At 65.9% G+C, this 22485-nt stretch carries 10 protein-coding genes; 7 read left to right on the top strand and 3 right to left on the bottom strand.

Features of this window, described 5'->3' with window-relative positions:
• Positions 1-667 precede the first annotated feature (667 nt).
• The gene (locus Q9235_RS09255) at positions 668-1078 is read left to right on the top strand and encodes an NADH:ubiquinone oxidoreductase subunit NDUFA12 (protein WP_257735652.1); all 411 of its coding nucleotides are present in this window, start codon (positions 668-670) and stop codon (positions 1076-1078) included.
• A 182-nt stretch (positions 1079-1260) separates the two neighbouring features.
• Positions 1261-1896, top strand: a complete 636-nt coding sequence (locus tag Q9235_RS09250; protein WP_306226563.1) for a DUF2155 domain-containing protein — start codon at positions 1261-1263, stop codon at positions 1894-1896.
• Positions 1897-1921: 25 nt separating this feature from the next.
• Here the strand turns inward: Q9235_RS09250 and aat are convergent, their stop codons facing one another.
• Together aat and gyrA are read right to left on the bottom strand one after the other, a co-directional pair.
• On the bottom strand, positions 1922-2593 hold the full coding sequence (gene aat, locus Q9235_RS09245) for a leucyl/phenylalanyl-tRNA--protein transferase (RefSeq protein ID WP_306226561.1): 672 nt from the start codon (positions 2591-2593) through the stop codon (positions 1922-1924).
• 203 nt (positions 2594-2796) lie between these two features.
• Entirely contained in the window at positions 2797-5520 is a 2724-nt protein-coding gene (gene gyrA / locus Q9235_RS09240) for a DNA gyrase subunit A (RefSeq protein ID WP_422678355.1), read from the bottom strand.
• Between the two features lie 292 nt (positions 5521-5812).
• Here gyrA and Q9235_RS09235 point away from each other — a divergent pair, with 292 nt between their 5' ends.
• Both Q9235_RS09235 and Q9235_RS09230 read left to right on the top strand, forming a co-directional pair.
• On the top strand, positions 5813-6445 hold the full coding sequence (locus tag Q9235_RS09235; RefSeq protein ID WP_306226558.1) for a MarC family protein: 633 nt from the start codon (positions 5813-5815) through the stop codon (positions 6443-6445).
• A gap of 555 nt (positions 6446-7000) precedes the next feature.
• Complete coding sequence (locus tag Q9235_RS09230; RefSeq protein WP_306226557.1) at positions 7001-7678, top strand: response regulator; 678 nt, start codon at positions 7001-7003, stop codon at positions 7676-7678.
• Positions 7679-7697: 19 nt separating this feature from the next.
• Here the strand turns inward: Q9235_RS09230 and Q9235_RS09225 are convergent, their stop codons facing one another.
• The gene (locus Q9235_RS09225; RefSeq protein ID WP_306226556.1) at positions 7698-9080 is read right to left on the bottom strand and encodes a sensor histidine kinase; all 1383 of its coding nucleotides are present in this window, start codon (positions 9078-9080) and stop codon (positions 7698-7700) included.
• A gap of 293 nt (positions 9081-9373) precedes the next feature.
• Between Q9235_RS09225 and Q9235_RS09220 the strand changes: the two genes are divergently transcribed.
• The 3 genes from Q9235_RS09220 (at position 9374) to Q9235_RS09210 (ending at position 22462) form a co-directional block, all read left to right on the top strand.
• Positions 9374-18400: a peroxidase family protein gene (locus Q9235_RS09220; protein ID WP_306226554.1), complete on the top strand. Its 9027-nt coding sequence runs from the start codon at positions 9374-9376 to the stop codon at positions 18398-18400.
• A 79-nt stretch (positions 18401-18479) separates the two neighbouring features.
• Positions 18480-20318 carry a type I secretion system permease/ATPase gene (locus Q9235_RS09215; protein WP_306226552.1) on the top strand — a complete coding sequence of 613 codons (1839 nt, stop codon included), beginning with the start codon at positions 18480-18482 and terminating at the stop codon, positions 20316-20318.
• The gene (locus tag Q9235_RS09210) at positions 20315-22462 is read left to right on the top strand and encodes a calcium-binding protein (RefSeq protein ID WP_306226550.1); all 2148 of its coding nucleotides are present in this window, start codon (positions 20315-20317) and stop codon (positions 22460-22462) included. The genes Q9235_RS09215 and Q9235_RS09210 overlap by 4 nt, the downstream gene beginning before the upstream one ends.
• The last annotated feature ends 23 nt before the right edge of the window (positions 22463-22485 follow it).

Below are 22485 nucleotides of genomic sequence, written 5' to 3'. Positions count from 1 at the left end.
GGTCCCGGACGCGCCCAAAATGCCCGCGCAAATCCGCTCGCTTCCGCTGTTGACGGCGGATGCGGCGGCAGGCCCGGAACACACTGGGAAACTAGGGTTTCGCAGTCATCCAGAGGGGGTGCCGCCGGGCGTCATGCGATGGTCAAAATCTAGTGCAGATGCCCATCGGGCGTCAAGGAATAGTGGCCGATGATCCCTGTGGACACGACATCTGGTATGGATATGTGGGTTATGGGGATAAGTTGCAAGGCCCCGGCTAAGCCCCGGAAATCACCGGGGAATCGGATGCGCATCGGCAAGATTGCCACAGTGCCGGAGGAAGCGCAGTCCCTAAAATCCCCACTATTCATAGTTGACACGATGTTAATCGAGGCGTCGCCGCATCGGCTCGCAAGTGCTGTCTACAGGCCCTTGCGCAAGTGCTTGAAGCGCTGGCGCTTCGCCGCTCCATCGTGGCGGGAAGCCGGCCGAATCGGGGCGGTGCTGTGACTGGGGCCGCCGAGGGGAATCAGCGATCGTCAGTGCGCGCGGTCGGCCGGCCCATAGCGGAATGGCTGCGCGGACCGGTTCGATATGGGCGGACTGGACAGGGCGGGGCGGGGCCGCCATAAGTCGCCCCGAGACATGCACGCATTTGCGTGCGCGCGAGCGCATGGACTTGAGGACGATGAAGGACTGGCTGCTGCAGATCTTCACCTGGTGGAACGGCCAGACCATCGGCACACGTTTCCACACCTGGCGCCATGGCGAGCGGGTTGGCGAGGACGAGTTCGGCAATGTCTATTACCGCACCAAGGGTGGGGTGAAGGACAAGGCGCTCGGCTTCCAGCGGCGCTGGGTGATTTACAAGGGCGATGCCGAGGCCTCCAAGGTTCCGCCGGGCTGGAACGGCTGGCTGCATCACACGGTCGATGTCGCGCCCTCCGAGGAAAGCTACCAGCCGCGCGAGTGGCAGCAGCCGCATCAGCAGAACTGGACCGGCACGGCGCTGGCCTATCGCCCGCAGGGCTCGACGCTGGCCGAGGGCGAGCGCCCGGCCGCGACCGGCGACTACGAGGCCTGGACGCCAGGCCGCTGAGGCCAGCAGGACGCTTCGAGACGCATCGGGCCGCTCTTTCGAGAGCGGCCTTTTTGCTGGGTGGCGACGCCTCGGCCGGCATACCCCAAGGTTTTGGGCGTAACGCCCTTTTTCCGCTGCCTTTGCCGTGTTACTGCGCGCCATCGCGGTCCTTCCGCGCCGTCGAAGAGATTCGCGCACGCATGCCGTCGTTCTTTCGTTTCCCGATCCTGGCAGGCGTGGCCGCGAGCGCGCTGGCGACGCTGACGGCTACGGGGCCGGCCCAGGCTGATCGCATCCGCAATCCGACCGCGGTCTTCGCCGGGCTCGACAAGATCACCGGGCGGATCATCTCCTTCGAGGTGGCGATCGACGAGACCGTGCAGTTCGGCGCGCTCCAGTTGACGCCGCGCGTCTGCTGGACGCGCCCGCCGACAGAAGCGCCACAGACAGACGCCTTCGTCGAGGTCGACGAGGTCACGGTCAAGAACGAGTACCGGCGCATCTTCACCGGCTGGATGTATGCGGCGAGCCCCGGCCTGCACGGCGTCGAGCACGCGATCTACGATGCCTGGCTGACCGATTGCAAAGGCGGCACCGAGCTCGTCGTCGAGCCGAAGGAGCCGGAAGCGCCGCCGGTCGAGGATACGCGCCGTCCACGCACGCCGGCACGCGACCCGAATCTGCCGCCGCCCGGGCAGCAGCCCGCGCCGCCCTCCGGTGGGCGCATCGATGTCGAGCCGCCGCGCGGCGTGCCGGTGCAGCCGCAGCGGCCGAGCCAGCGCTTCTTCCCGACCAATCCCGTCCCGGGCCGCGACCCCTATATGGGCGGCAACTGATCCCAGCCGGCCTCCGGCGAGGGACTCAGAGCGAGGCGAGCGCCTCGCGGCCGCTGACCGGTTCGGACACCGGCCAAGCCTGCCAGTCGCCCGGGTGCCGCAATGCCTCGTCGAGCAGGCCGCGATAGCTGTCGCGCGGGATTTCGATCGTGCCGAACTGGGCGAGATGGCCGGTCTGGAACTGGGTGTCGAGGAGCCGGTAGCCGCCGCGCTTCAGGCGGGCGACGAGATGGACCAGCGCGACCTTCGAGGCGTCGGTCTCGCGATGGAACATGCTCTCGCCGAAGAAGGCGCCGCCGAGCGAAAGCCCGTAAAGCCCGCCGACGAGCCGGTCCTCGCGCCAGCACTCGACCGTGTGGACATGACCGAGCGCGAAGAGCTCGCCGAAGATCTCGCGGATGCGCTGGTTGATCCAGGTTTCGGTCCGGTCCGGCTTCGCTTCGGCGCAGGCCGCGATGACGGCGCCGAAGGCGGTGTCGACCCGGATCTCGAACCGATCCGCGCGCACGGTCTTGGCCAGCCGCGACGAGAGATGGAAGCCGTCGAGCGGGATGATGCCGCGCAATTCCGGCTCGACCCAGAACAGGCCGGGATCGTCGGCGCTCTCCGCCATCGGGAAGATGCCGGCGGCATAGGCGCGCAGCATGATCTCCGGCGTGATCGCGGGGGTGCGGACGGGCACGGAACGAGCCTTCATGGGGCGATGGGAGCGTGACGCGGGGTTTGAGTCAAACGGAGCTATCAGATGACGAGCCGGAGAGGCGCCTTCTCCTGAAGGAGTTTCTCAGACCTGCGCTTCGTTTGGCCCGAGAATGACGCGAACCCGACCCGATAGGCGTCGGCAGCGCCGGCCGTGACTTCAGGCACAACCTGAAGTCACGGCCGCAAGACGCTGCCGGATCAGCTTTCCGTGGCTTCGCCGCCCGGCGCTTCGTCGCCAGCTTCGCCGTTCTCGCCGCCTTCGCCGTCGTCGTTGATGCACTCGACCGAGACGACCTTCTCATCCTTGTCGGTGTTGAACACCGTCACGCCCTGCGTCGAGCGCCCGGCGATGCGGATGCGGTTGTTCGGACCGGCATCGACGGGCACGCGGATGAGCTGGCCACCATCGGTGACCAACATGAGCTGGTCGCTCTCCAGGGCCGGGAAGGAGGCGACGAGCTTGCCGTTGCGATCGTTGACGACCATGGCCACGATGCCCTTGCCGCCGCGCCCGGTGACCCGGTACTCGAAGGACGAGGTGCGCTTGCCATAGCCGCGTTCCGAGACGGTCAGGATGAACTGCTCGGCCGCGCCCATCGCAGCGTATTTCTCCTGGCCGAGCTCGATATCGCCGGCACTCTCCTCGGCATCGGCCTCGACCGCCGCCGTTGCCTCGGCGCCTTCCTCGGCCTCGCCGGTCAGCGCCCTGCGGGCGGCTGCAGCGCGCTTGAGATAGGCAGCGCGCTCGTCGGGGGTGGCATCGAGATGGTGCAGGATCGCCAGCGAGATCACCTCGTCGCCCTTGGCGAGATTGATGCCGCGCACGCCGGTCGAATCGCGGCCCTTGAAGACGCGCACCTCCGGCACCGCGAAGCGGATGCACTGGCCGTCAGCCGTGGTCAGCAGCACGTCGTCGTTCTCGGTGCAGATCTGCACGTCGACGATATGGTCGCCCTCGTCGAGCTTCATCGCGATCTTGCCGGCGCGGTTGACGTTGACGAAGTCGGAGAGCTTGTTGCGGCGCACCCCGCCCGAGGCGGTGGCGAACATCACGTCCAGCGTCTCCCAGCTCGCCTCGTCCTCAGGCAGCGGCATGATCGTGGTGATGCGCTCGCCGGCCTCGATCGGCAGCATGTTGACCAACGCCTTGCCCCGCGCGTTCGGCGCCGAGAGCGGCAGCCGCCAGACCTTCTCCTTGTAGACCTGGCCTTCCGAGGAGAAGAACAGCACCGGGGTATGGGTCGAGGCGACGAAGAGGCGGGCGACGAAATCCTCGTCCTTGGTCGCCATGCCGGAGCGGCCCTTGCCGCCGCGGCGCTGCGCCCGGTAGGTCGAGAGCGGCACGCGCTTGATGTAGCCGCCATGGCTGACGGTGACGACCATGTCCTCGCGGGCGATCAGGTCCTCGTCGTCGAGGTCGGAGCCCCAGTCCTGGATCTCGGTGCGGCGCGGCGTGGCGAAGGCGTTCCTGACCTCGGCGAGCTCGGCCTTGACGATCGACTGGATGCGGGCGCGCGAGCGCAGGATGTCGAGATAATCCGCGATCTCCTTGGCGAGCTTCTCCAGCTCCTCGCCGATCTCGTCGCGGCCGAGGGCGGTGAGGCGCGACAGGCGCAGTTCGAGGATCGCCTTGGCCTGCGCATCCGAGAGCCGGTAGGTGCCGTCCGGGTTCATCGGATGGCGCGGATCGTCGACCAGCGCGATCAGCGGGGCGATGTCGTCGGCCGGCCAGTCGCGCGCCATCAGCGATTCATGCGCGGCGGCCGGGGTCGGCGCCGTGCGGATCAGGCGGATGACCTCGTCGATATTGGCAACTGCCGTGGCGAGGCCGCAGAGCACATGGGCGCGCTCGCGGGCCTTGTTGAGCAGGTAGCGGGTGCGCCGCGACACGACGAGCTCGCGGAACTCGACGAAGGCGGTGATGAAGTCCTTGAGGTTGAGCACCTCCGGGCGGCCGCCGTTCAGCGCCACCATGTTGGCGCCGAAGGACGTCTGCAGCGGCGTGAAACGGTAGAGCTGGTTCAGCACGACATCGGCGACGGCGTCGCGCTTGATCTCGATGACGACGCGCACGCCCTCGCGGCTGGATTCGTCGCGCAGGTCGGAGATGCCCTCGATGCGCTTCTCGCGCACGAGATCGGCGATCTTCTCGACCATCGTCGCCTTGTTCACCTGATAGGGAATCTCGGTGACGACGATCGCCTCGCGTTCCTTGCGCATCTCCTCGATATGCGTCTTCGAGCGCATCACGATCGAGCCGCGGCCGGTGTGATAGGCCGAATGGATGCCGCTGCGGCCCATGATCGAGGCGCCGGTCGGGAAGTCCGGGCCCGGGACGATCTCGATCAGGTCGTCGATCGAGATCTCGGGATCGTCGATATAGGCGACGCAGGCGTCGATGACCTCGCCGAGATTATGCGGCGGGATGTTGGTGGCCATGCCGACCGCGATGCCGCCGGCGCCGTTGACGAGCAGGTTCGGATAGCGCGCCGGCAGGACCGTCGGCTCGTGTTCCTTGCCGTCGTAGTTCGGCTGGAAATCGACCGTGTCGAGATCGAGATCCTCGAGCAGCGGGATCGCCGCCTTGTCGAGGCGCGCCTCGGTGTAACGGTCGGCAGCGGGGCTGTCGCCGTCCATCGAGCCGAAATTGCCCTGGCCGTCGATCAGCGGCAGGCGCAACGAGAAGTCCTGCGCCATGCGCACCAGCGCGTCATAGACCGCGAGGTTGCCGTGCGGATGGTACTTACCCATCGTGTCGCCGACGATGCGGGCGCATTTGGTATAGGGCCGCTCGGGCAAGTTCTTGTTCTCGTGCATCGAGAACAGGATGCGGCGGTGGACCGGCTTCAGGCCGTCGCGGACATCGGGCAGAGCGCGGCTCACGATCACGCTCATGGCGTAATCGAGATAGCTCTTCTTCATCTCGTCGGTAATCGCGATCGGCTTGATGTCGCCGCCGAAGTCCGGGGCTCCGTCGCGCTTGTCGTCGGTATCGTCGCTCAAGGGAAAATGTCCCGATTCCTGCTGGTTTTTCAGCCTTCTGGCTATCCGATTCCGGCGGGAGAAGCCAGCGAAAGCGGGCGCTGTCCAAGTAAAAATTATGTCAGCGAATTCAGTATCTTACGGGCTATCTTCGAATGCCTTCCGGTGCGACGCCATATTCCGGCCTTTCTTGGCGCGTGACGGCGGCTCTCGGGCATGCTGATGTGGCGCCATGTTCGTCGAATTCGCCACCGCAGCCCTCGTCACGATGCTGGTGACGCTCGACCCGCCGGGCCTCGCACCGATCTTCCTGTCGCTGACGCGGGGGATGTCGGAGGGCGAGCGCAAGCAGGTCGCGATCCGCGCCTCGATCATCGCCTTCTGCATCATGGCCTTCTTCGCCGTGGCGGGCGACATCGTGCTGAAGGCGCTCGGCGTCTCGCTGCCGGCCTTCCGCATCGCGGGCGGGCTGCTGCTGTTCTGGATCGCCTTCGAGATGGTGTTCGAGCGCCGGACCGAGCGCAAGCAGCAGACGGCCGAGACTGCGATCACCCAGGATCACATCCGCAACGTCGCGGCCTTCCCGTTGGCGATCCCGCTGATGGCGGGGCCGGGCGCACTGACAGCGATGATCCTGCTCGCCGGCCGTGCCCATGGTGATCCGCTGCTGCTGGCGACGCTGGCCGTGATCTGCGGGTTGGTGGTGCTGTCCTGCCTGCTGGTTTTCCTCATGGCGACGCCGATCGCGAAGCTGCTGGGCGTCACCGGCAATATCGTGCTGACGCGCCTGCTGGGCGTGATCCTGGCGGCGCTCGCGGTGCAGTTCGTGATCGACGGGATCAAGGCTGCCGCGCAGGCGGGGTAGGGCGGGTTGGAGGGGCCGCTTTCGACCGTTAGCTGTCGTCCGGAACGTCCGCTTTCCGGCATGCCAGTTCGCCGTCTCGCCTTAAGGCAGAACTTGGCCCGTGCCCATGTCCGCGACGTCCGGCTCCGGGCGGTTGGCTCAGAGACCGGTGCGCCGAAAAAATCTTATTAGCTGACAATCTGGGCAGCCTTTCTTCCCAAACTGTGCTCATGCCCGGGAGACGCCGTCAGGACAGCGTATGCAGAATCGTTGACGCGCTTTCTCGATTGGAGTGATCAAATTCTCATAACTTTTCCCAGCAAGAAGCAGCCCGTCTTTTGCCGGTGTGCGGCCCTTCCCAATGTTTTGCTTCAGAAAATGGCAGAAGACGGGCCTTGGGCTACTTGCGAACATCCGCTGATCATAACTGAACGGAAGTTGTTTTATCGATGGAGAGGATGGGGAAGGTGTCGTCGTTTTTTTAAAATACGTGTCAGTTTGCGAGTAGAAATTGTGAGTTAACCGTGCCTTAATCGGCGTCTTTACTGCGCTTCTAAACTGATTGATGATGTGAGAATGCAGGATAGCTCGGGGTCTCGGATTTCGATTGCGATCGTCGACGATCACCCGCTTCTGGTTGAGGGGATCGCTGCCGTCCTGTCGCGCCGCAAAAACTATGTCGTGGTCGAGACCGGCACGAGCGTGGCCGATATTGACGGCATTCTCAGCCGTTGGGCCTGCAACGTCCTGATTGTTGATTTGAACATGCCGGGCGATGTCTTCAACGCGATCGCCGGCTTGCGAAACGATGCGCCGAGTTGTCAGGTCGTGGTCTTCACGGCTTCGACCGAAACAGAGCATGCCGTAAAGGCGCTCGGCGCCGGAGCTGCCGGCTATGTCCTGAAGGGAAGCAGCGCCGGCGAGTTGATCGATGCTGTCGAAGCCGCACTGCGCGGCGAGGTTTACATCACGCCATCCTTTTCTGCGAAGGTGATTGGAGCCTTGAACCACAAGGCGGCGGAGAGGCAGGCCGTTGTCAGCACCAAACTCAGTGTCCGCGAAGAGCAGATTGTCCGCCTGCTGCTCTGTGGCAAGCAGAACCGCGAGATCGCACACAGCCTCGATCTCAGCGAGAAGACCGTCAAAAGCTACATGACCAACCTGATGACCAAGCTCCGCGCGCGTAACCGGCTCGAAGTCGTCATCGCCGCTCAGAAGCTGAAGCCGGCCGATTTTTCCTCGCCTCGCCGCTGAAGCGGACACGTACCCCCTCTCAATCCACCTTGGTCCTCAGAGAGCGCCGACGCACGGGTAGGAGCACCCTCAGCACCAGCCCGCCCTGCGGCTGCGGCGCAATGGTCAGGCTGCCGCGTAAGGCCTTCACCCGGGCCTCCAGGCCCTTCAGGCCCAGTCTCGGGCCTAGCTGCCTTACGTTCGGTGGCGCGGCTTCGCCCCCCGGGCCGTCGTCCGAGACGGCGATCTCCAACGTCTCGGCGGCGAAGCGGGTCGCGACACGTTGTCCCCGCCCATGCGCATGCTTGTAGGCGTTCATCAACGCCTCCTGGACGACGCGGAACGCACAGAATCGGATCGCCTCAGGCATCTGGTCCGGCAGGTCGACAAGACTGCGCGCCACATCGGTCCCGGTCTGCTGTTCATGGCGTTTGATCGCCGCCTCGATCGTGTCGGCAGGGGAGAGATCGCGGATCTCGGGCAGCACCAGGCCCGCGGAGAGATTGCGCAGTTCGGCCAATGTCTGCTGGGTCAGCCGCCCGAGTTGCGCGCGAAGCTCTGGTGGCTCGTCGGGCAGTCGCAACATCAATAGACTCAACATCTGGATGGGGCCGTCATGCAGGTCTGCGCCGATACGGGCGAGGTAGATCTCGTTCGAGACGGCTGCATCGAGCCGGGCTCGATCCGCAGCGCGTCGCAGCGTGTTGTTGCGTTTGGCCAACGCCGATGCGCGCTCGAGATTGGCGGCCAGCTGCGACTGCTGCGAACTGATGACGTGGCTGGTGCGGCGGATCGTCAGGTAGAGCAGGAAGCCGATGATGATCGCGACATTCAGGATCAGGAACCAGGTCGCGTAGCGCAACTGCTGAATCTCGCGATCGAGCGAGTGAGTGACTTCGTAGAACTCGCCGAAGCCGAGGATCGTGCTCGTGCCTGGCTTGTATATCGGCGCATAGGTTTCCAAAGAGCGCTGACCGGGTTCTCCTTCGCCGTGGCGGTTGCCATGCGGGTAGACAACGACCTTCCCTCTCAGCAGCGGGGCGAGCTGTGATGGCGGAAGCTGCGCGTCCTTCGTACCCTTGCCGGTGCTGTAGACCAGCTTTCCCGTTCGACTCCAGATTTTGATCATCGTGACGCGTTTGCCGAGATGGCTCTCCGTGATCTGAGCCTTGATCATGTCCTGGCTGTCTTCCGACAACGTGTCGGCGTGCTCGAGATCAAGGACGTGCGGAGCCAGGAAGGCCTGGAGATAATGGGCGCCGATCTCGGCCATGCCCTGCTCCCAGCCGGTGCGGATGCGGCGCTCGACCCAGTATCCCAGCGTGACCATCGACAGCCCGACGACGAGGGAGGCCGCGATCGTGAAGCGCCGCTCAAGACTCTGGGCGGCCCAGCGCCGCCGCAGGGCGTCGAGAAAGAACACAGACCTTGGTCTGTGTTCGGACACACCCAAGGTCGTCGGACTTACCCCGCCCTTGGCCGCTGATTCTTCCTCGACCTTTCCATCTACCGCTTGTGGCATGTGTCAGGCACTCTGATGCTTAACGAATGGTTAAATCAGGGATCATCCACCGTCTTGGTGACGTAGTTACGCAAGGAAATATACCGCCAAAGCGGAATAAAAGCAGCCTTAATTAGCGTTTGTCTCCAGGACATCGCTGCGGGAAATGAATTCCGCGGCCGGATTTTTGCGCGTCGATTTAGAGGGTCACGGCTATGGTCAATATCGTCAGGCATGATCTCGAGTTCATCCTTCGCCAGATCAAGATCGCCGAAGCGCATTCCAGCGGGACGCCGCTCGACCAGATCTACGTTGATGCCAACGGCAACGTCGTTGCCGCCAACGCCCCCGGCGCCGTGCTCGCCATCAGCCACCCCCTGGCGCCCGCCGGCCTTCGCACGGTCGACGGCAGCTACAACAATATGATCGACGGCCGCAGCGAATGGGGCGCCGCGGATAACCCGTTTGCCCATCTGGCCGACCCGTCCTACCGCAACGAGACGGACGACAGCATCGGCTTGGGCCCGGGCCAGGTCCTGACGAACGGCAATTACGGGAGCCCGGGGTCCGTCGTCGACGCCGATCCGCGCTTGATCTCGAACCTGATCGTCGACCAGACGCTCGATAATCCGGCTGCGATCTACGCCGCGCTCGCCTACGCCGGCGCGCCCGCCACGAACCTCCTGACCACGACCCAGGCCATCCACGCCGCCTTCGAGACGGCCAAGGCCGCCTTCATCGCCGCCAATCCGGGCGCAACGCCGCTCCAAGCCGTCGAGGCCGCGACCGCGTCCACCGCCGTGGGGGCGCTGCTCGCGACGCACGGGATCGAGATGGAGGGCAGCAGCGTCGTCCTGCCGAACGTGGCTCCCGACGAGGGCCTCTCGGCCCCGTTCAACTCCTGGTTCACGCTGTTCGGCCAGTTCTTCGACCACGGCCTCGACCTTGTCGCCAAGCAGGGCAGCACGATCTACATCCCGCTGAGCCAGGACGACCCGCTCTACAACCCGGCATCCCCGCAGACCAACTTCATGGTGCTGACGCGCACGACGCCCGGCGCCGTCAACCTGACGACGCCCTTTGTCGACCAGAACCAGACCTACAGCTCGACCGCGTCGAAGCAGCTCTTCATGCGCGAGTACGACTTTTCCACCGGCGAGCCGCTCTCCACCGGAAGGCTGCTCTCCGGCGCCAACGGGCTGGCGACGTGGGCGGACGTGAAGGCCCAGGCGCTGAAGCTCGGCTTCCAGTTGACCGACGCCGACGTCGGCAACATCCCGCTGTTCGCCATGGACGAGTACGGCGAGTACATCCGCGGAACCGGCGGACTGCCGCAGGTGATCGCGGGCCTGCGCCCCGACGGAAGCCCGATCCTGGTCTCCGGCAACCTTCTGACTCCTGTCAATGTCTCTGCGATCCAGCTCGCGGTCGGCACGGTGGTCGCGACGTCCAATCCGAACGCCCCCAACACCATCACGGCCGGCGAGACGGTCTCCGCCGTCCGCACCGGACACGCGTTCATCGATGACATCGCCCACAACGCGGTGTTCAAGGGCCTCGTCGATCCCGACCGGAACCCCGGAACTATCAACTCGGTGATGCAGACCCCCGACAGCGATACTGTCGCCGGGAACCAGATCATCCCGAACGCCGCAGGCGTCGCGCTGACCTACGACGACGAACTGCTCAACGCCCACTACGTTACCGGCGACGGCCGCGGCAACGAGAACATCGGCCTCTCGGCGGTCCACCACGTGTTCCACTCGGAGCACAATCGCACGGTCGAGCAGATCAAGCAGCGCGCCATCGAATCCGGCGACGCCGCCTTCCTGAACGAGTGGCTCCGGGTGGACGTCGCCGCCAACCTGACCGCCGCGCAGGTCGCCGCCCTCAATCCCGCCAGCTTGGCATGGGACGGCGAGCGCCTGTTCCAGGCCGCGCGCTTCACGACTGAGATGCAGTACCAGCACCTCGTCTTCGAGGAGTTCGCGCGCAAGGTGCAGCCCGACGTGGACGCCTTCGTCTTCAACCCGTCGACCGACATCAATCCGGCGATCTTCGCCGAGTTCGCGCACGTCATCTACCGCTTCGGCCACTCGATGCTGCGCGAGGACGTCGCCCAGACCTACGCCGACGGCACGAGTGGCGACCTGACCCTGTTCGACGCCTTCCTCAACCCGCTGGCGTTCGGCGGGCCCAAGCTCGATGCGAACGGGAACCCGATCGCGGGGACCAATCTCACCCACGACGAGGCCGCCGGCGCGATCGTGCGCGGCATGACCAGCCAGCACGGCAACGAGATCGACGAGTTCGTCACCAACGTCCTGCGCAACCAGTTGCTCGGGATCCCGCTCGACCTCGCCGCGATCAACATCGCCCGCGGCCGCGACACCGGGATGCCGTCCCTGAACGAGGCGCGCGAGCAGTTCCGTGCGATGGCTAACGGCGACAGCCAGCTCGACCCCTATACGAGCTGGACCGACTTCGCGCTCAACATGAAGAATCCGGCCTCGATCGTGAACTTCGTCGCCGCCTACGGCACGCACGAGACGATCACGGGCGCGACGACCTCAGACGCCAAGCGCGACGCGGCGATGAAGATCGTGTTCGGCGGGACCGGCGCGCCGGTAGACCGCCTCGACTTCCTCAACGCCAAGGGCGCCTACGCCGGGGGGAGCCTCGGCGGCCTCAACGACGTCGACCTCTGGGTCGGCGGCCTGGCCGAGAAGAAGATGCCATTCGGCGGCATGCTCGGCTCGACCTTCGCCTTCGTGTTCGAGCTTCAGCTCGAGAACCTGCAGAACGGCGACCGGTTCTACTATCTTTCGCGCGTCCAGGGCCTGAATTTCCTCAACGAGCTCGAGAACAACTCCTTCGCCAAGATGGTGCTGAACAACACCGACCTCGGCGCGGAGGGCTACGCCCTGCCGGGCGACATCTTCTCGGTCCCCGACCACGTCATCTACATGGACGCCCGCGACCAGGCCAAGTTCAGAGTCCCGGAGGCGGTTCACGAGGATCCGTTCCTCCAGGCGCTATCGGCCTTCGTCGAGCGCCGCGACGCGGCCGGCAACCTGATCGAATACCAGCGCAATCCCGACGGCACTCTCGCCCGTGATCCGGTGACCGGAAACGCGATCCTGCTCGGGACCAGCATCGGCATCGGACAAGTTGCTGCCTCGGTCCGCGTCAACACCGCCGACCACGTCCTGATCCAGGGCACCGACGGCGACGACGTCATCGTCTCCGGCGGCGGCGACGACAGCGTCTGGGGCCGCGGCGGCAACGACCGCATCGAGGCCGGCTACGGCGTCGACAAGATCCACGGCGGCGACGGCGACGACATCATCACCAACTCGGGCACCGACATCGGCGCCACCGACATGCTGCACGGCGAGGGCGGCAACGACGTCATCCACGCCGGCAGCGGGCTGGCGCTGGTCTTCGGCAACGAGGGCAAGGACGTCCTCATCACCGGTCCCGACGGCAAGGAGGCCTTCGGCGGCCTCGGGGACGACTTCATCCTCGGCGGCGAGGGCGGCGACTTCCTGCTCGGCAACGAGGGCGACGACTGGATCGAGGGCGGCGGCGGATTCGACACCACCGCCGGCGACAACTCCGAGCTGTTCTTCAACTCGACCATCATCGGCCACGACGTGATGTTCGCGGGCACCGACGAGCACGATTTCGACGCCGAGTCCGGCGACGACATCATGGTCCAGGGCGAGAGCGTGATGCGCAACGAGGGCATGCTCGGCTTCGACTGGGCCATCCACAAGGGCAATCCCCAGGACGCCGACGACGACCTCCTCACGCCGATCTTCACGACCGACGCGCAGGATATCCTGCGGGATCGCTTCGACGCTGTCGAGGCGCTCTCCGGCTGGACCGGCAACGACTCGCTGAAGGGCGACAACCGGGGCAACGTCCCGGCCGCCGGAGAGGTCCCCGCCGGACCGCCGCTGGCGGGCGCAGAGGGCACGATGGTCGGGCACGAGCTCTCCCAGGCCGGCGTCAACCGGATCGACGGCCTGCGCGCCGTGCTCGGCGACTGGGCCTCGGCCCAGCCCGCTGGCGCGACCCTGGCACAGCTCGAGGCGCTCACCGCCTTCGACCGCGGCAACATCCTGCTCGGCGGCGCCGGTAACGACGTGATCGAAGGGCGCGGCGGCGACGACGTGATCGATGGCGACGCCTGGCTCAACGTCAAGATCGTCATCAAGGATACGAGCGGCCTCGAGATCGCGACCACGGACGGCCTGACCAAGACCCTCGTCATGAGCGGGGCGGCGGCTACCAACCCCCTCTATGCCTCGTGGGCCGGGCGCGCGCTCAGCGAGTTGATGGTCAGCGGCGCCATCAACCCGACCCAGCTCAACATCGGCCGGGAGATCAGGGACCACGGCACCGGCGCGCCCGGGACGGGGACGGACACCGCGGTCTTCTGGGACGCCTCCGAGAACTACACCTTCAGCCGCGGGGCGGACGGGTCCTACATCGTCAGCCACACCGGCTTCGACGCGGCCAACCGGCCGGCTGGAACCAACTTCGTCTCGGACGGCATCGACAAGCTGTGGAACATCGAGAGGCTCAGGTTCTCCGACGGCGAGTTCTCGATCAGCCAGCTCTTCAACGAACTCCCCACCGGCGCGCCGGTAATCAATGATGCCAACGGTGGCACGCCGACCGAGGGCCAGGGCCTGACGGTCTCGACCGCCGGCATTGCCGACGGCAACGGCATCGTCCCGCCGTTCTCCTACCAGTGGCAGCTGTCCACCAATGGCGGCACCACCTGGACGAACATCGCCAACGCCACCGGCGCCACCTTTACCCCGACGCAGGCCCAAGTCGCGGGCCTCCTTCGCATCGGCGTTAGCTTCACCGACGGGGCCGGAAACCTTGAAACCGTGTTCTCGGCGCAAACCGGCGTCGTCGGCGACGACTGGGATGCGGTCCCTGTCCTGTTCAACACCTTCAACGGCACGGCCGGCGACGACATTGCCGACGGCACCAGCGGCTTCATCGGGCTCGGCGCCAACGACACGTTGAACGGCAACGCGGGCAACGACATCCTGAACGGCGCCGGCGGAACCGACACGCTGAACGGCGGCGCGGGCGACGACCGCCTCGACGGCGGCGCTGGGAACAGCGACGTAGCTGTCTACGCCGGACTGGCGAACACCTTCGGCTTCAGCCTCAACGGCACCGGGCAGCTTGTCGTCACCCATCTCGCGCCCGGCGCCATCAACGAGGGCACCGACACGCTGACGACGATCGAGCAGCTCCGCTTCGCCGGGACGACCTACGCCCTGGTCAATGGCAGCAACGCGGCCGGCACCTCTGCCGGCGGCGCCGGCGCCGACATCATCCTGGGTCATGGCGGGGCCGACACACTCACTGGAGCCGGTGGCAACGACATCCTGGTCGGTGGCGCCGGTAACGACACCGTCAACGGGGGGGCCGGGAACGACCTCGCCCTCATCAGAGTCAATGACGGGCGCGACTTCATCGACGGCGGCGCCAACACCGACACCGTCCACATCATGGGCAATGACACCGCCGAGATCTTCCGGATCTACTCACGGGCGGCGGCGGATGCCGCAGGTTTCACCGGCCTCAATGCGAATACCGAGATCGTCATCACCCGGAACGGGACGGGCAACGCCTCGATCATCGCAGAACTCGACAATATCGAGGAGATCGTGATCAACGGTCTCGGCGGGGGCGACACCTTCACTCCCATCGGCAGCTTCGTCGGCACCAGCCTGGCGACCAGCACGATCACGATCGAGGGCGGCACCGGCAACGATCAGGTCGATGTGTCCTCGCTGCTCTCGGCCCATCGCATCGTTTTCAAGTCGAACGGCGGCAACGACACGATCCTGGGCACGCTGCGCACACAGGACGAGATCCAGGTCCCCGCCGGCACGAACCTCACCGACTATGTCGCGACGGCGAATGCCAACGGCACGACCACGTTGTCGAACGGCACGCATTCGATCACCTACGCAACTGCCGGAACTCCCACGATCGGCGAGGAGCCGGATGCAACCCCCCGCGGCGCCTTCGAGATGACGGCACGCGACCTGGAGGGCCTGAAGAAGCTGGTCAATGGCCAGATGCCCTTCGACGATGACGACGACGCCGAGGGTGCGCTTGGGCCGCGCGAGGTCTCCGGGCACGGCAACAATGAGGGCAACCCGTCCTCCGGCCAGGCCGACACGCCGTTCATCCGGCTGACGGACGCGCGCTATGGCGCGGCCGACGCCTCGATCGGCAACCGTGGCCTCAACCCGATCTATGACGGCCTCGATCCCCGGGCGATCTCGAACATCCTGGGAGCGCAGGAGGCGGGCCTGCCGCATGCCGGCAACAACGCCAACATATTCTTCATGGCGTTCGGCCAGTATGTCGATCACGGCCTCGACTTCCTGCCGAAGAATGCTGCCAACGGCACGATCCAGATCGGCGCGCCCGGCACCGGACATCCCGGCCAGGGCAATCCGGCCGACCTGACCCGCGGCGAGGTCTACGCCACCGAGGGCGGCGTGCCGCAGCACCTCAACAAGACCTCGGCCTATGTCGACCAGAACCAGGCCTATGGCTCGCATAACCTGGTCACCCAGTTCCTGCGCGAAGGCGACGGCAATGGCGGCCTGACCTCCCACCTGCTGAAGGGAGCGGTCGATCCGTCGAACCCGAGCTTCAACCTGCTGCCGACGCTGCGCGAGGCGATCCAGCACCACTGGGCGAACAATACGGTCTTCCACGACCCGTCCCTGCCCGGAGGCCAGATCGCCTTCCGCGACTACTACTCCAACTATCCGATCTCGGAGGGCGTCACCGGCGATCTGGTCGATCAGTTCGGCGGGTTCGATCCGCAGGTCTATTCGAAGCTGGCCAACAACTTCATGGGGTCCAGCCAGGCCCTGCTGCTCGACAGCAATCCCTTCATCAGCCTGCTGGACCACTACGTCGCCGGCGACGGCCGCACCAACGAGAACTTCGCGCTGACCTCGATGCACACCATCTGGGCGCGGAACCACAACTTCCATGCCGACCAGCTCGAGGCCGCCGGCTTCGAGGGCACGGAGCAGGAGCTCTTCGACGCGGCCAAGATCATCAACGAAGCCGAATACCAGCGCGTCGTGTTCAACGAATACGCGGACACCCTGCTCGGTGGATTGCGGTCTCGCGACGGCAGCGGCGGCGACCATGGCCATGATGGCTACAATGCCGAGGCCGATGCCGGCGTCAGCCACGAGTTCGCCGCGGCGGCCTTCCGCTTCGGCCACTCGCTGATCGGCCAGACCCTGACGGTGATGGACGCCAACGGGCAGCCCAAGCAGGTCAACCTCGTCGACGCCTTCCTGAACCCGACCAACGACGCCTCCGCTTTCCCGAACCCGCTGCCTCCCGGCTACGTCCCGCAGCCCGGCTACGCCCAATATGGCGTCGGGGCGATCCTGCAGGGGGTCGCAACGCAGCCGGCCGAGGAAGTCGATTTCAACATCGTCGACGCGGTCCGCAACGACCTCGTCCGCATCCAGGCGGACCTGTTCTCCTTCAATCTGGCCCGCGGCCGCGATGTCGGCCTGGGAACGCTGAACCAGATCCGCAACGACCTCGCGACCTCGACGAATTCCTATGTCCGGGAAGCGGTCGGGTTCGCCGGCAACATGTCGGCCTACCAGTCCTGGGAAGACTTCCAGCAGCGCAACGGCCTGAGTGACGTGGTCATCGCGCAGTTCAAGCAGGCCTATCCCGACCTCGTGCTCGACACGCCGGCGAAGCTCGCGGCCTTCGTCGCCGCGAACCCGGACATCCAGCTCGTCAACGGCAACACCGTGAAGGGCATCGACCGGGTCGACTTCTGGCTGGGCGGCCTTGCCGAACAGCACGTCAATGGCGGCATCGTCGGCCAGACCTTCTGGGTCGTCCTGCACGAGCAGTTCGACCGCCTGCAGGAAGCCGATCGCTTCTACTACAAGGATCGTCTCGAGGCCTTCGACTTCTACGACGCCTTCATCGACGGCCAGGAGTTCTCCGACATCGTCGCCCGCAATACCGGCCTGACCGATCTGGCCGAGCACATCTTCGAGGTGGATGACGAGGATGACGCCGGCAACGGCGGCGAGGATGACGACGAGGACGATGAGGACGACGACGGCACGCCGACCAATCCCGGCGATGACGACGAAGACGAGGATGATGAGGAGGACGAAGACGACGATGAGGATGACGATGACGATGACGATCCGTCCTGCGGTTGCGGCGACGATGACGAGGACGATGACGGCCCCGGCACGCCGGCGCCCAATCCGAACCCGTCGACCGGCGGCGCCCTGCGCACCGGCACGGCCGCAGCGGACGTCCTGATCGGCACGGCCAATGCCGACAACCTCATCGGCCTGGCCGGCGACGACACGCTGATCGGCGATGCCGGCGCCGATGCGATCTCGGCTGGCGAGGGGGAGGACTTCATCGATGCCGGTGACGGGCGCGACGTCGTCTTCGCCGGAGCTGGCGACGACCAGGTCTTCGGTGGCGGCGGTGTCGACATGCTCTATGGCGAAGCCGGCAACGACCGAATCTTCGGCGGCGCGGGCAACGACCTGATCGAGGGCGGCACGGGCAACGACACGGTCGTGGCGGGTGCCGGCGACGACCGGATCATCGGTGCGCCCGGCGATGGCGACGACACGTATTTCGGAGACGAGATAGACGGCGGCACCGGCATCGACACGCTCGATTTCTCGACGATCACGGCAAATCTCACCGTCGATCTCGGCAATGGCCTGAATGGACGCGGCAGTGCGGCGAGCAGCCAGAGCGGCACCGATACGCTGTGGAGCATCGAGAATGTCGCGACCGGCTCAGGCAGCGATGTGATCACGGCCAGCGACGCGGTGAACGTGATGGAGGGCGGTACCGGCAACGACACTTTCCGCTTCCTCAGCACGGTCGGCGCGGATGGCGACACCATCCTCGACTTCCAGCCGGGCGACCGTCTCGACCTAAGCGCTATCGATGCGGATGCCGGCCAGGCCGGCAACCAGAGCTTCACTCTGGTCAATGGCGGAAGCTTCACCACCGCGGCCCAGCTCACGGTCACCTACGAGACCCGGGTGGATGGCGAGTACACCATCGTCAAGGGCAACGTCGATGGGGCGACGGATGCCGAGTTCCAGATCAACCTGAAGGGCAGTCACAACCTGACGGCCAACAGCTTCACCGTCTGATCGAACCGGCAGCGGGTGGGCGGACCGAGGGGCCGCCCACCCGATCCATCTCCATCACCAGCATTTTACGGGGGCCAGAATGGCACCGTCCAAGACGCTTCTTTCCGCCCGCAAGCGCGACGCCGCCCGGTTGACGCGCGGTCTGCGCGGCATCGCCGTCTTCCTGTTCATCGTCTCCGGCCTCATCAACCTGCTGGCCCTGACGGGCTCGTTCTACATGATGCAGGTCTACGATCGTGCCTTGACGAGCGGCAGCATCCAGACCCTGGCGGCGCTTTCGGCACTCGCCATCGGCCTCTATCTCTTCCAGGGATGCTTCGACGTCATTCGCTCGCAGGTGCTGGTGCGCGTCGGGGCGCGCTTTGACAATCAGATCGCGCCGATAGCCCATCGCGTCACCATCGACATGCCGCGCCTGGGTTTTTCGACTGCGGAGGCGATGGAGCGTGGCCGCGACGTCGATACCGTCCGCAGCTTTCTCGGCGGGCAGGGGCCGGGCGCCCTGTTCGACCTTCCCTGGATCCCGCTCTATCTCGCGTTCGTCTATTTCCTGCACCCCTGGCTCGGCGGGCTGACGCTCGCCGGAGCCGTCGTGCTGACCATGCTGACATTGCTCAGCGAGGTCCTGACCCGCCGCATCAACAGCGAGACGCGGCAGGCATCCGTCGCACGCGGCGCCATTGCCGACAGTAACGCCCGCAACGCCGAGGTGCTGAAGGCGATGGGCTTCGCGCCGCGCGCCGTCGCGCGCTTTGACGAGATCAATCGCGAGCACCTCGCCCTTCAGACCCGGTCGAGCGATCTTGGTGGCACCTTCGGCGCGATCTCGCGCGTTCTGCGCATGATCCTGCAATCGGCGACGTTGGGGCTCGGCGCCTATCTCACCATCAAGGGCGAGCTTTCGGCCGGCGCGATCATCGCGGCGTCGGTTGCCTCTGCCCGCGCGCTGGCGCCGGTTGATCTGGCGATCGCCAACTGGAAGCCCTTCGTCGCCGCACGCATGGCGTTCCAACGCCTGCGCGAGACGATGACGGCGCTCAGCAAGGCGGTCGAGCCGATGGAACTGCCGGCACCCCGCCAGTCGCTGAAGATCGACAAGATCACCGTCGCGGCGCCGGGCAGCGGCCAGGTGCTGCTGAGCGACGCAAGCTTCGATGTTCAGGCAGGCAAGGCGGTCGGCATCATCGGGCCGAGCGGCGGCGGCAAGACCACGCTCGTGCGGGCGATCACCGGCATCTGGCCGATCCTGCGCGGTGCCGTGCGGCTCGATGGCGCGGAGCTGGAGCAATGGCCGGAGGAAACCATCGGCCACCATCTCGGCTATCTGCCGCAGGAGGTCGCGCTGCTCGATGCTACCGTCGAGGAAAACATCTCGCGTCTGGCCGAATCGGCTGACCCGGCCAAGGTCGTCGAGGCGGCCACCGCCGCCGGTATCCACGAGATGATCCTGCGCCTGCCGCTGGGCTACAAGACGCAGCTCGGGCCACAGGGCACAGCCCTCTCCGCGGGCCAGCGTCAGCGCATCGGCCTGGCGCGGGCGCTCTATGGCAATCCGTTCCTCGTCATCATGGACGAGCCCAACTCCAATCTCGACGGTGAGGGAGAGGCCGCGCTCACGGCCGCAATCGAGCAGGTCAAGGCGCGCGGCGGCATCGTCCTCATCGTCGCGCACCGCCCGAGCGCGCTGCAGGCGGTCGATGATGTCGGCCTGATCCAGGGCGGCAAGCTCGTCGCCTTCGGCCCGCGCGACAAGATCCTCGCACCGGCACAGCCGCGCGTCGGGACGTCGGCCGCACCGAGCGCGCCAGCTCCCGCACCTGCTGCGGCGCCTTTCAACGGTGAGCGCGGCGTTTCCATGCCACGGGCCGTCGGTCTCGGCGAGCATCCGGTCGCCCATTTCGGACGGGTGCCGGCATGATCACGATCAAGGCAGCCAAACCTGCGGAGCCGCAGCTTCCCGACGCCGCCCAGATCTACCGCAAGGTGCAGGATGAACCTGCCTCGACGCCACGCTGGCCAGGCGTATTTGCGCTCGCCTTCACGGCAGTCGTGCTCTACCTCAAAAGCCTGTTCCCCGGCCAGGCGAAGACCGATGCGTCGGCGCCCCCTGCCGCAGAGGGCATCGCCCAGGCCGAGGAAGCCTCCAGCAAACCGACCGTCGCCGAAAGCGAGGAGCAACAGCCGGATGAGGAAAAGGATGTCGACGAAACCGGTTCGGTGAACAAGGATCCGGCGGCCAAAGCGATCGGCTCGGGAGGGCTCGGCCCTGCCGTGCAGGGGCTGCCGGATTTTCTCAATATCGACTCGCGGCTGATCGACTACGAACAACTGCCCTTGCCGCGTTACACGTCGCCGATCTTTGACGCTGGGCAGGGCTTCTCCGCCAATAACGACAACGGCGGCGGTGGCTTTTCCTTCACTGCGGTCTCGGGCGGTGCCTCCGATGGCGGCGGCTCGTCGACAGGTTCGGGACCCGGTGGCGGAACTGAGCCCGGCGGCCCGGGCCCGGGCGATGACGACGATGACGACCAAACGCCGCAAGAGCCGCGCAACCGTGCCCCGCGCGTCTCCGGCCCCGTCCAGCTCGTCGATATCGGTGGCTGCCAGACGCTGATGATCGCCAGCCTCGCCCTGCTGGCCGGCGCGACCGATGCCGATGCCGACCCGCTCTCGATCGTCGGGGTCCAGGCATCCCACGGGCAACTGACCGCGACCGAGGGCGGCTGGGTCTTCAAGCCGCAGAGCGGCTGGTACGGCACGGTGACGCTGACCTATTGGATCAGCGATGGTGAAGCTCTCGTGCAGCAGATGGCGACGCTGCGCGTGCTCGAGTTCCTCGATGTCACCGGCACAACCGGCGACGACATGCTGCTCGGCAGCGAATGCAACGACCGGATCGCGGGCCTCGGCGGCGACGACGTGGTCGATGCACGCGGCGGCAACGACATTGTCGTGACCGGAGCCGGAGACGACCACATCGTCGGCGGGGCCGGCGATGATCAGATCGACGCGGGAGCCGGCAACGACATCGTCTTCGGCGGCGCCGGCAACGACGTCATTCGCGGCGGCGCAGGCAATGACCGCCTATATGGCGGCGACGGCAACGATACGATCTACGGCGAGGCCGGCGACGACTTCATCGACGCAGGCCCCGGCGACGACATCATCGACGCCGGCACGGGGAACGACGTCGTCGATGGCGGAACCGGCAACAACATCATCGATGCCGGTGACGGCGACGACGTCGTCAAGGCCGGTGACGGCGACAACATCGTACTCGCAGGCAAGGGCGACGACCATGTCGCCCTTGGGGCCGGAAATGACGTCGTCGAGGCCGGCGCAGGCGATGACCGGGTCGAGGCGGGCGCTGGCGCCGATCGCGTCTTCGGCGAGGAGGGCTGCGACGAACTCCATGGCGAGGCCGGCAACGACGTGCTCGACGGCGGCGCAGGCAGCGACCGGGTCTTCGGCGGAGAAGGCAACGACTGGATCGTCGCGACGAGCGATGCCGCCGATGATTGCTACGACGGCGGGGAGGGGCACGACACGCTCGATCTGTCCGCCACCGAGCACGGCGTCACCGTCGACCTGAAGCGCGGCGAGGCGGTCGGGATCGAGATCGGCGAGGACACGGTGATCGATTTCGAGGCCATCCTGGGCGGCAGCGGCGATGATTGTCTCATCGTCGGGGAGAAGGCCACGACGCTCAGCGGCGGTGATGGCGATGACCGCTTCGTCTTCGCCGTGGATGCCGATGCCCGGCGCACCGACGATCTCGTCCATCGTATCCTCGATCTCGAGGTCGGCGATCGCATCGTGATCAAACAGTATCAGCTTCGCTCACGCGACGACGACGACGACCTGGACCGGGACCGGGACTCCGATGATGAAGGCTTCGACCGGACTTATGGCGACGGCGGGAACGACGAACGACCCTTCCGCTTCCGCATCGAGAAGATCGGCGAGGAAGAGCGCACCTATGTCGACGTCTATGTCGAGGAGCGCGACGACAAGGACTTCTCGGTCGAAATCTACGGCAATCACAAGCTCTATTATGCCTGAGGCAAGGACCGGCTGGACGAACA

The organism is Bosea beijingensis (assembly GCF_030758975.1).
In the GTDB taxonomy this organism is placed as follows: domain Bacteria; phylum Pseudomonadota; class Alphaproteobacteria; order Rhizobiales; family Beijerinckiaceae; genus Allobosea; species Allobosea beijingensis.
This window is presented reverse-complemented; position numbering and strand designations above follow the sequence as displayed.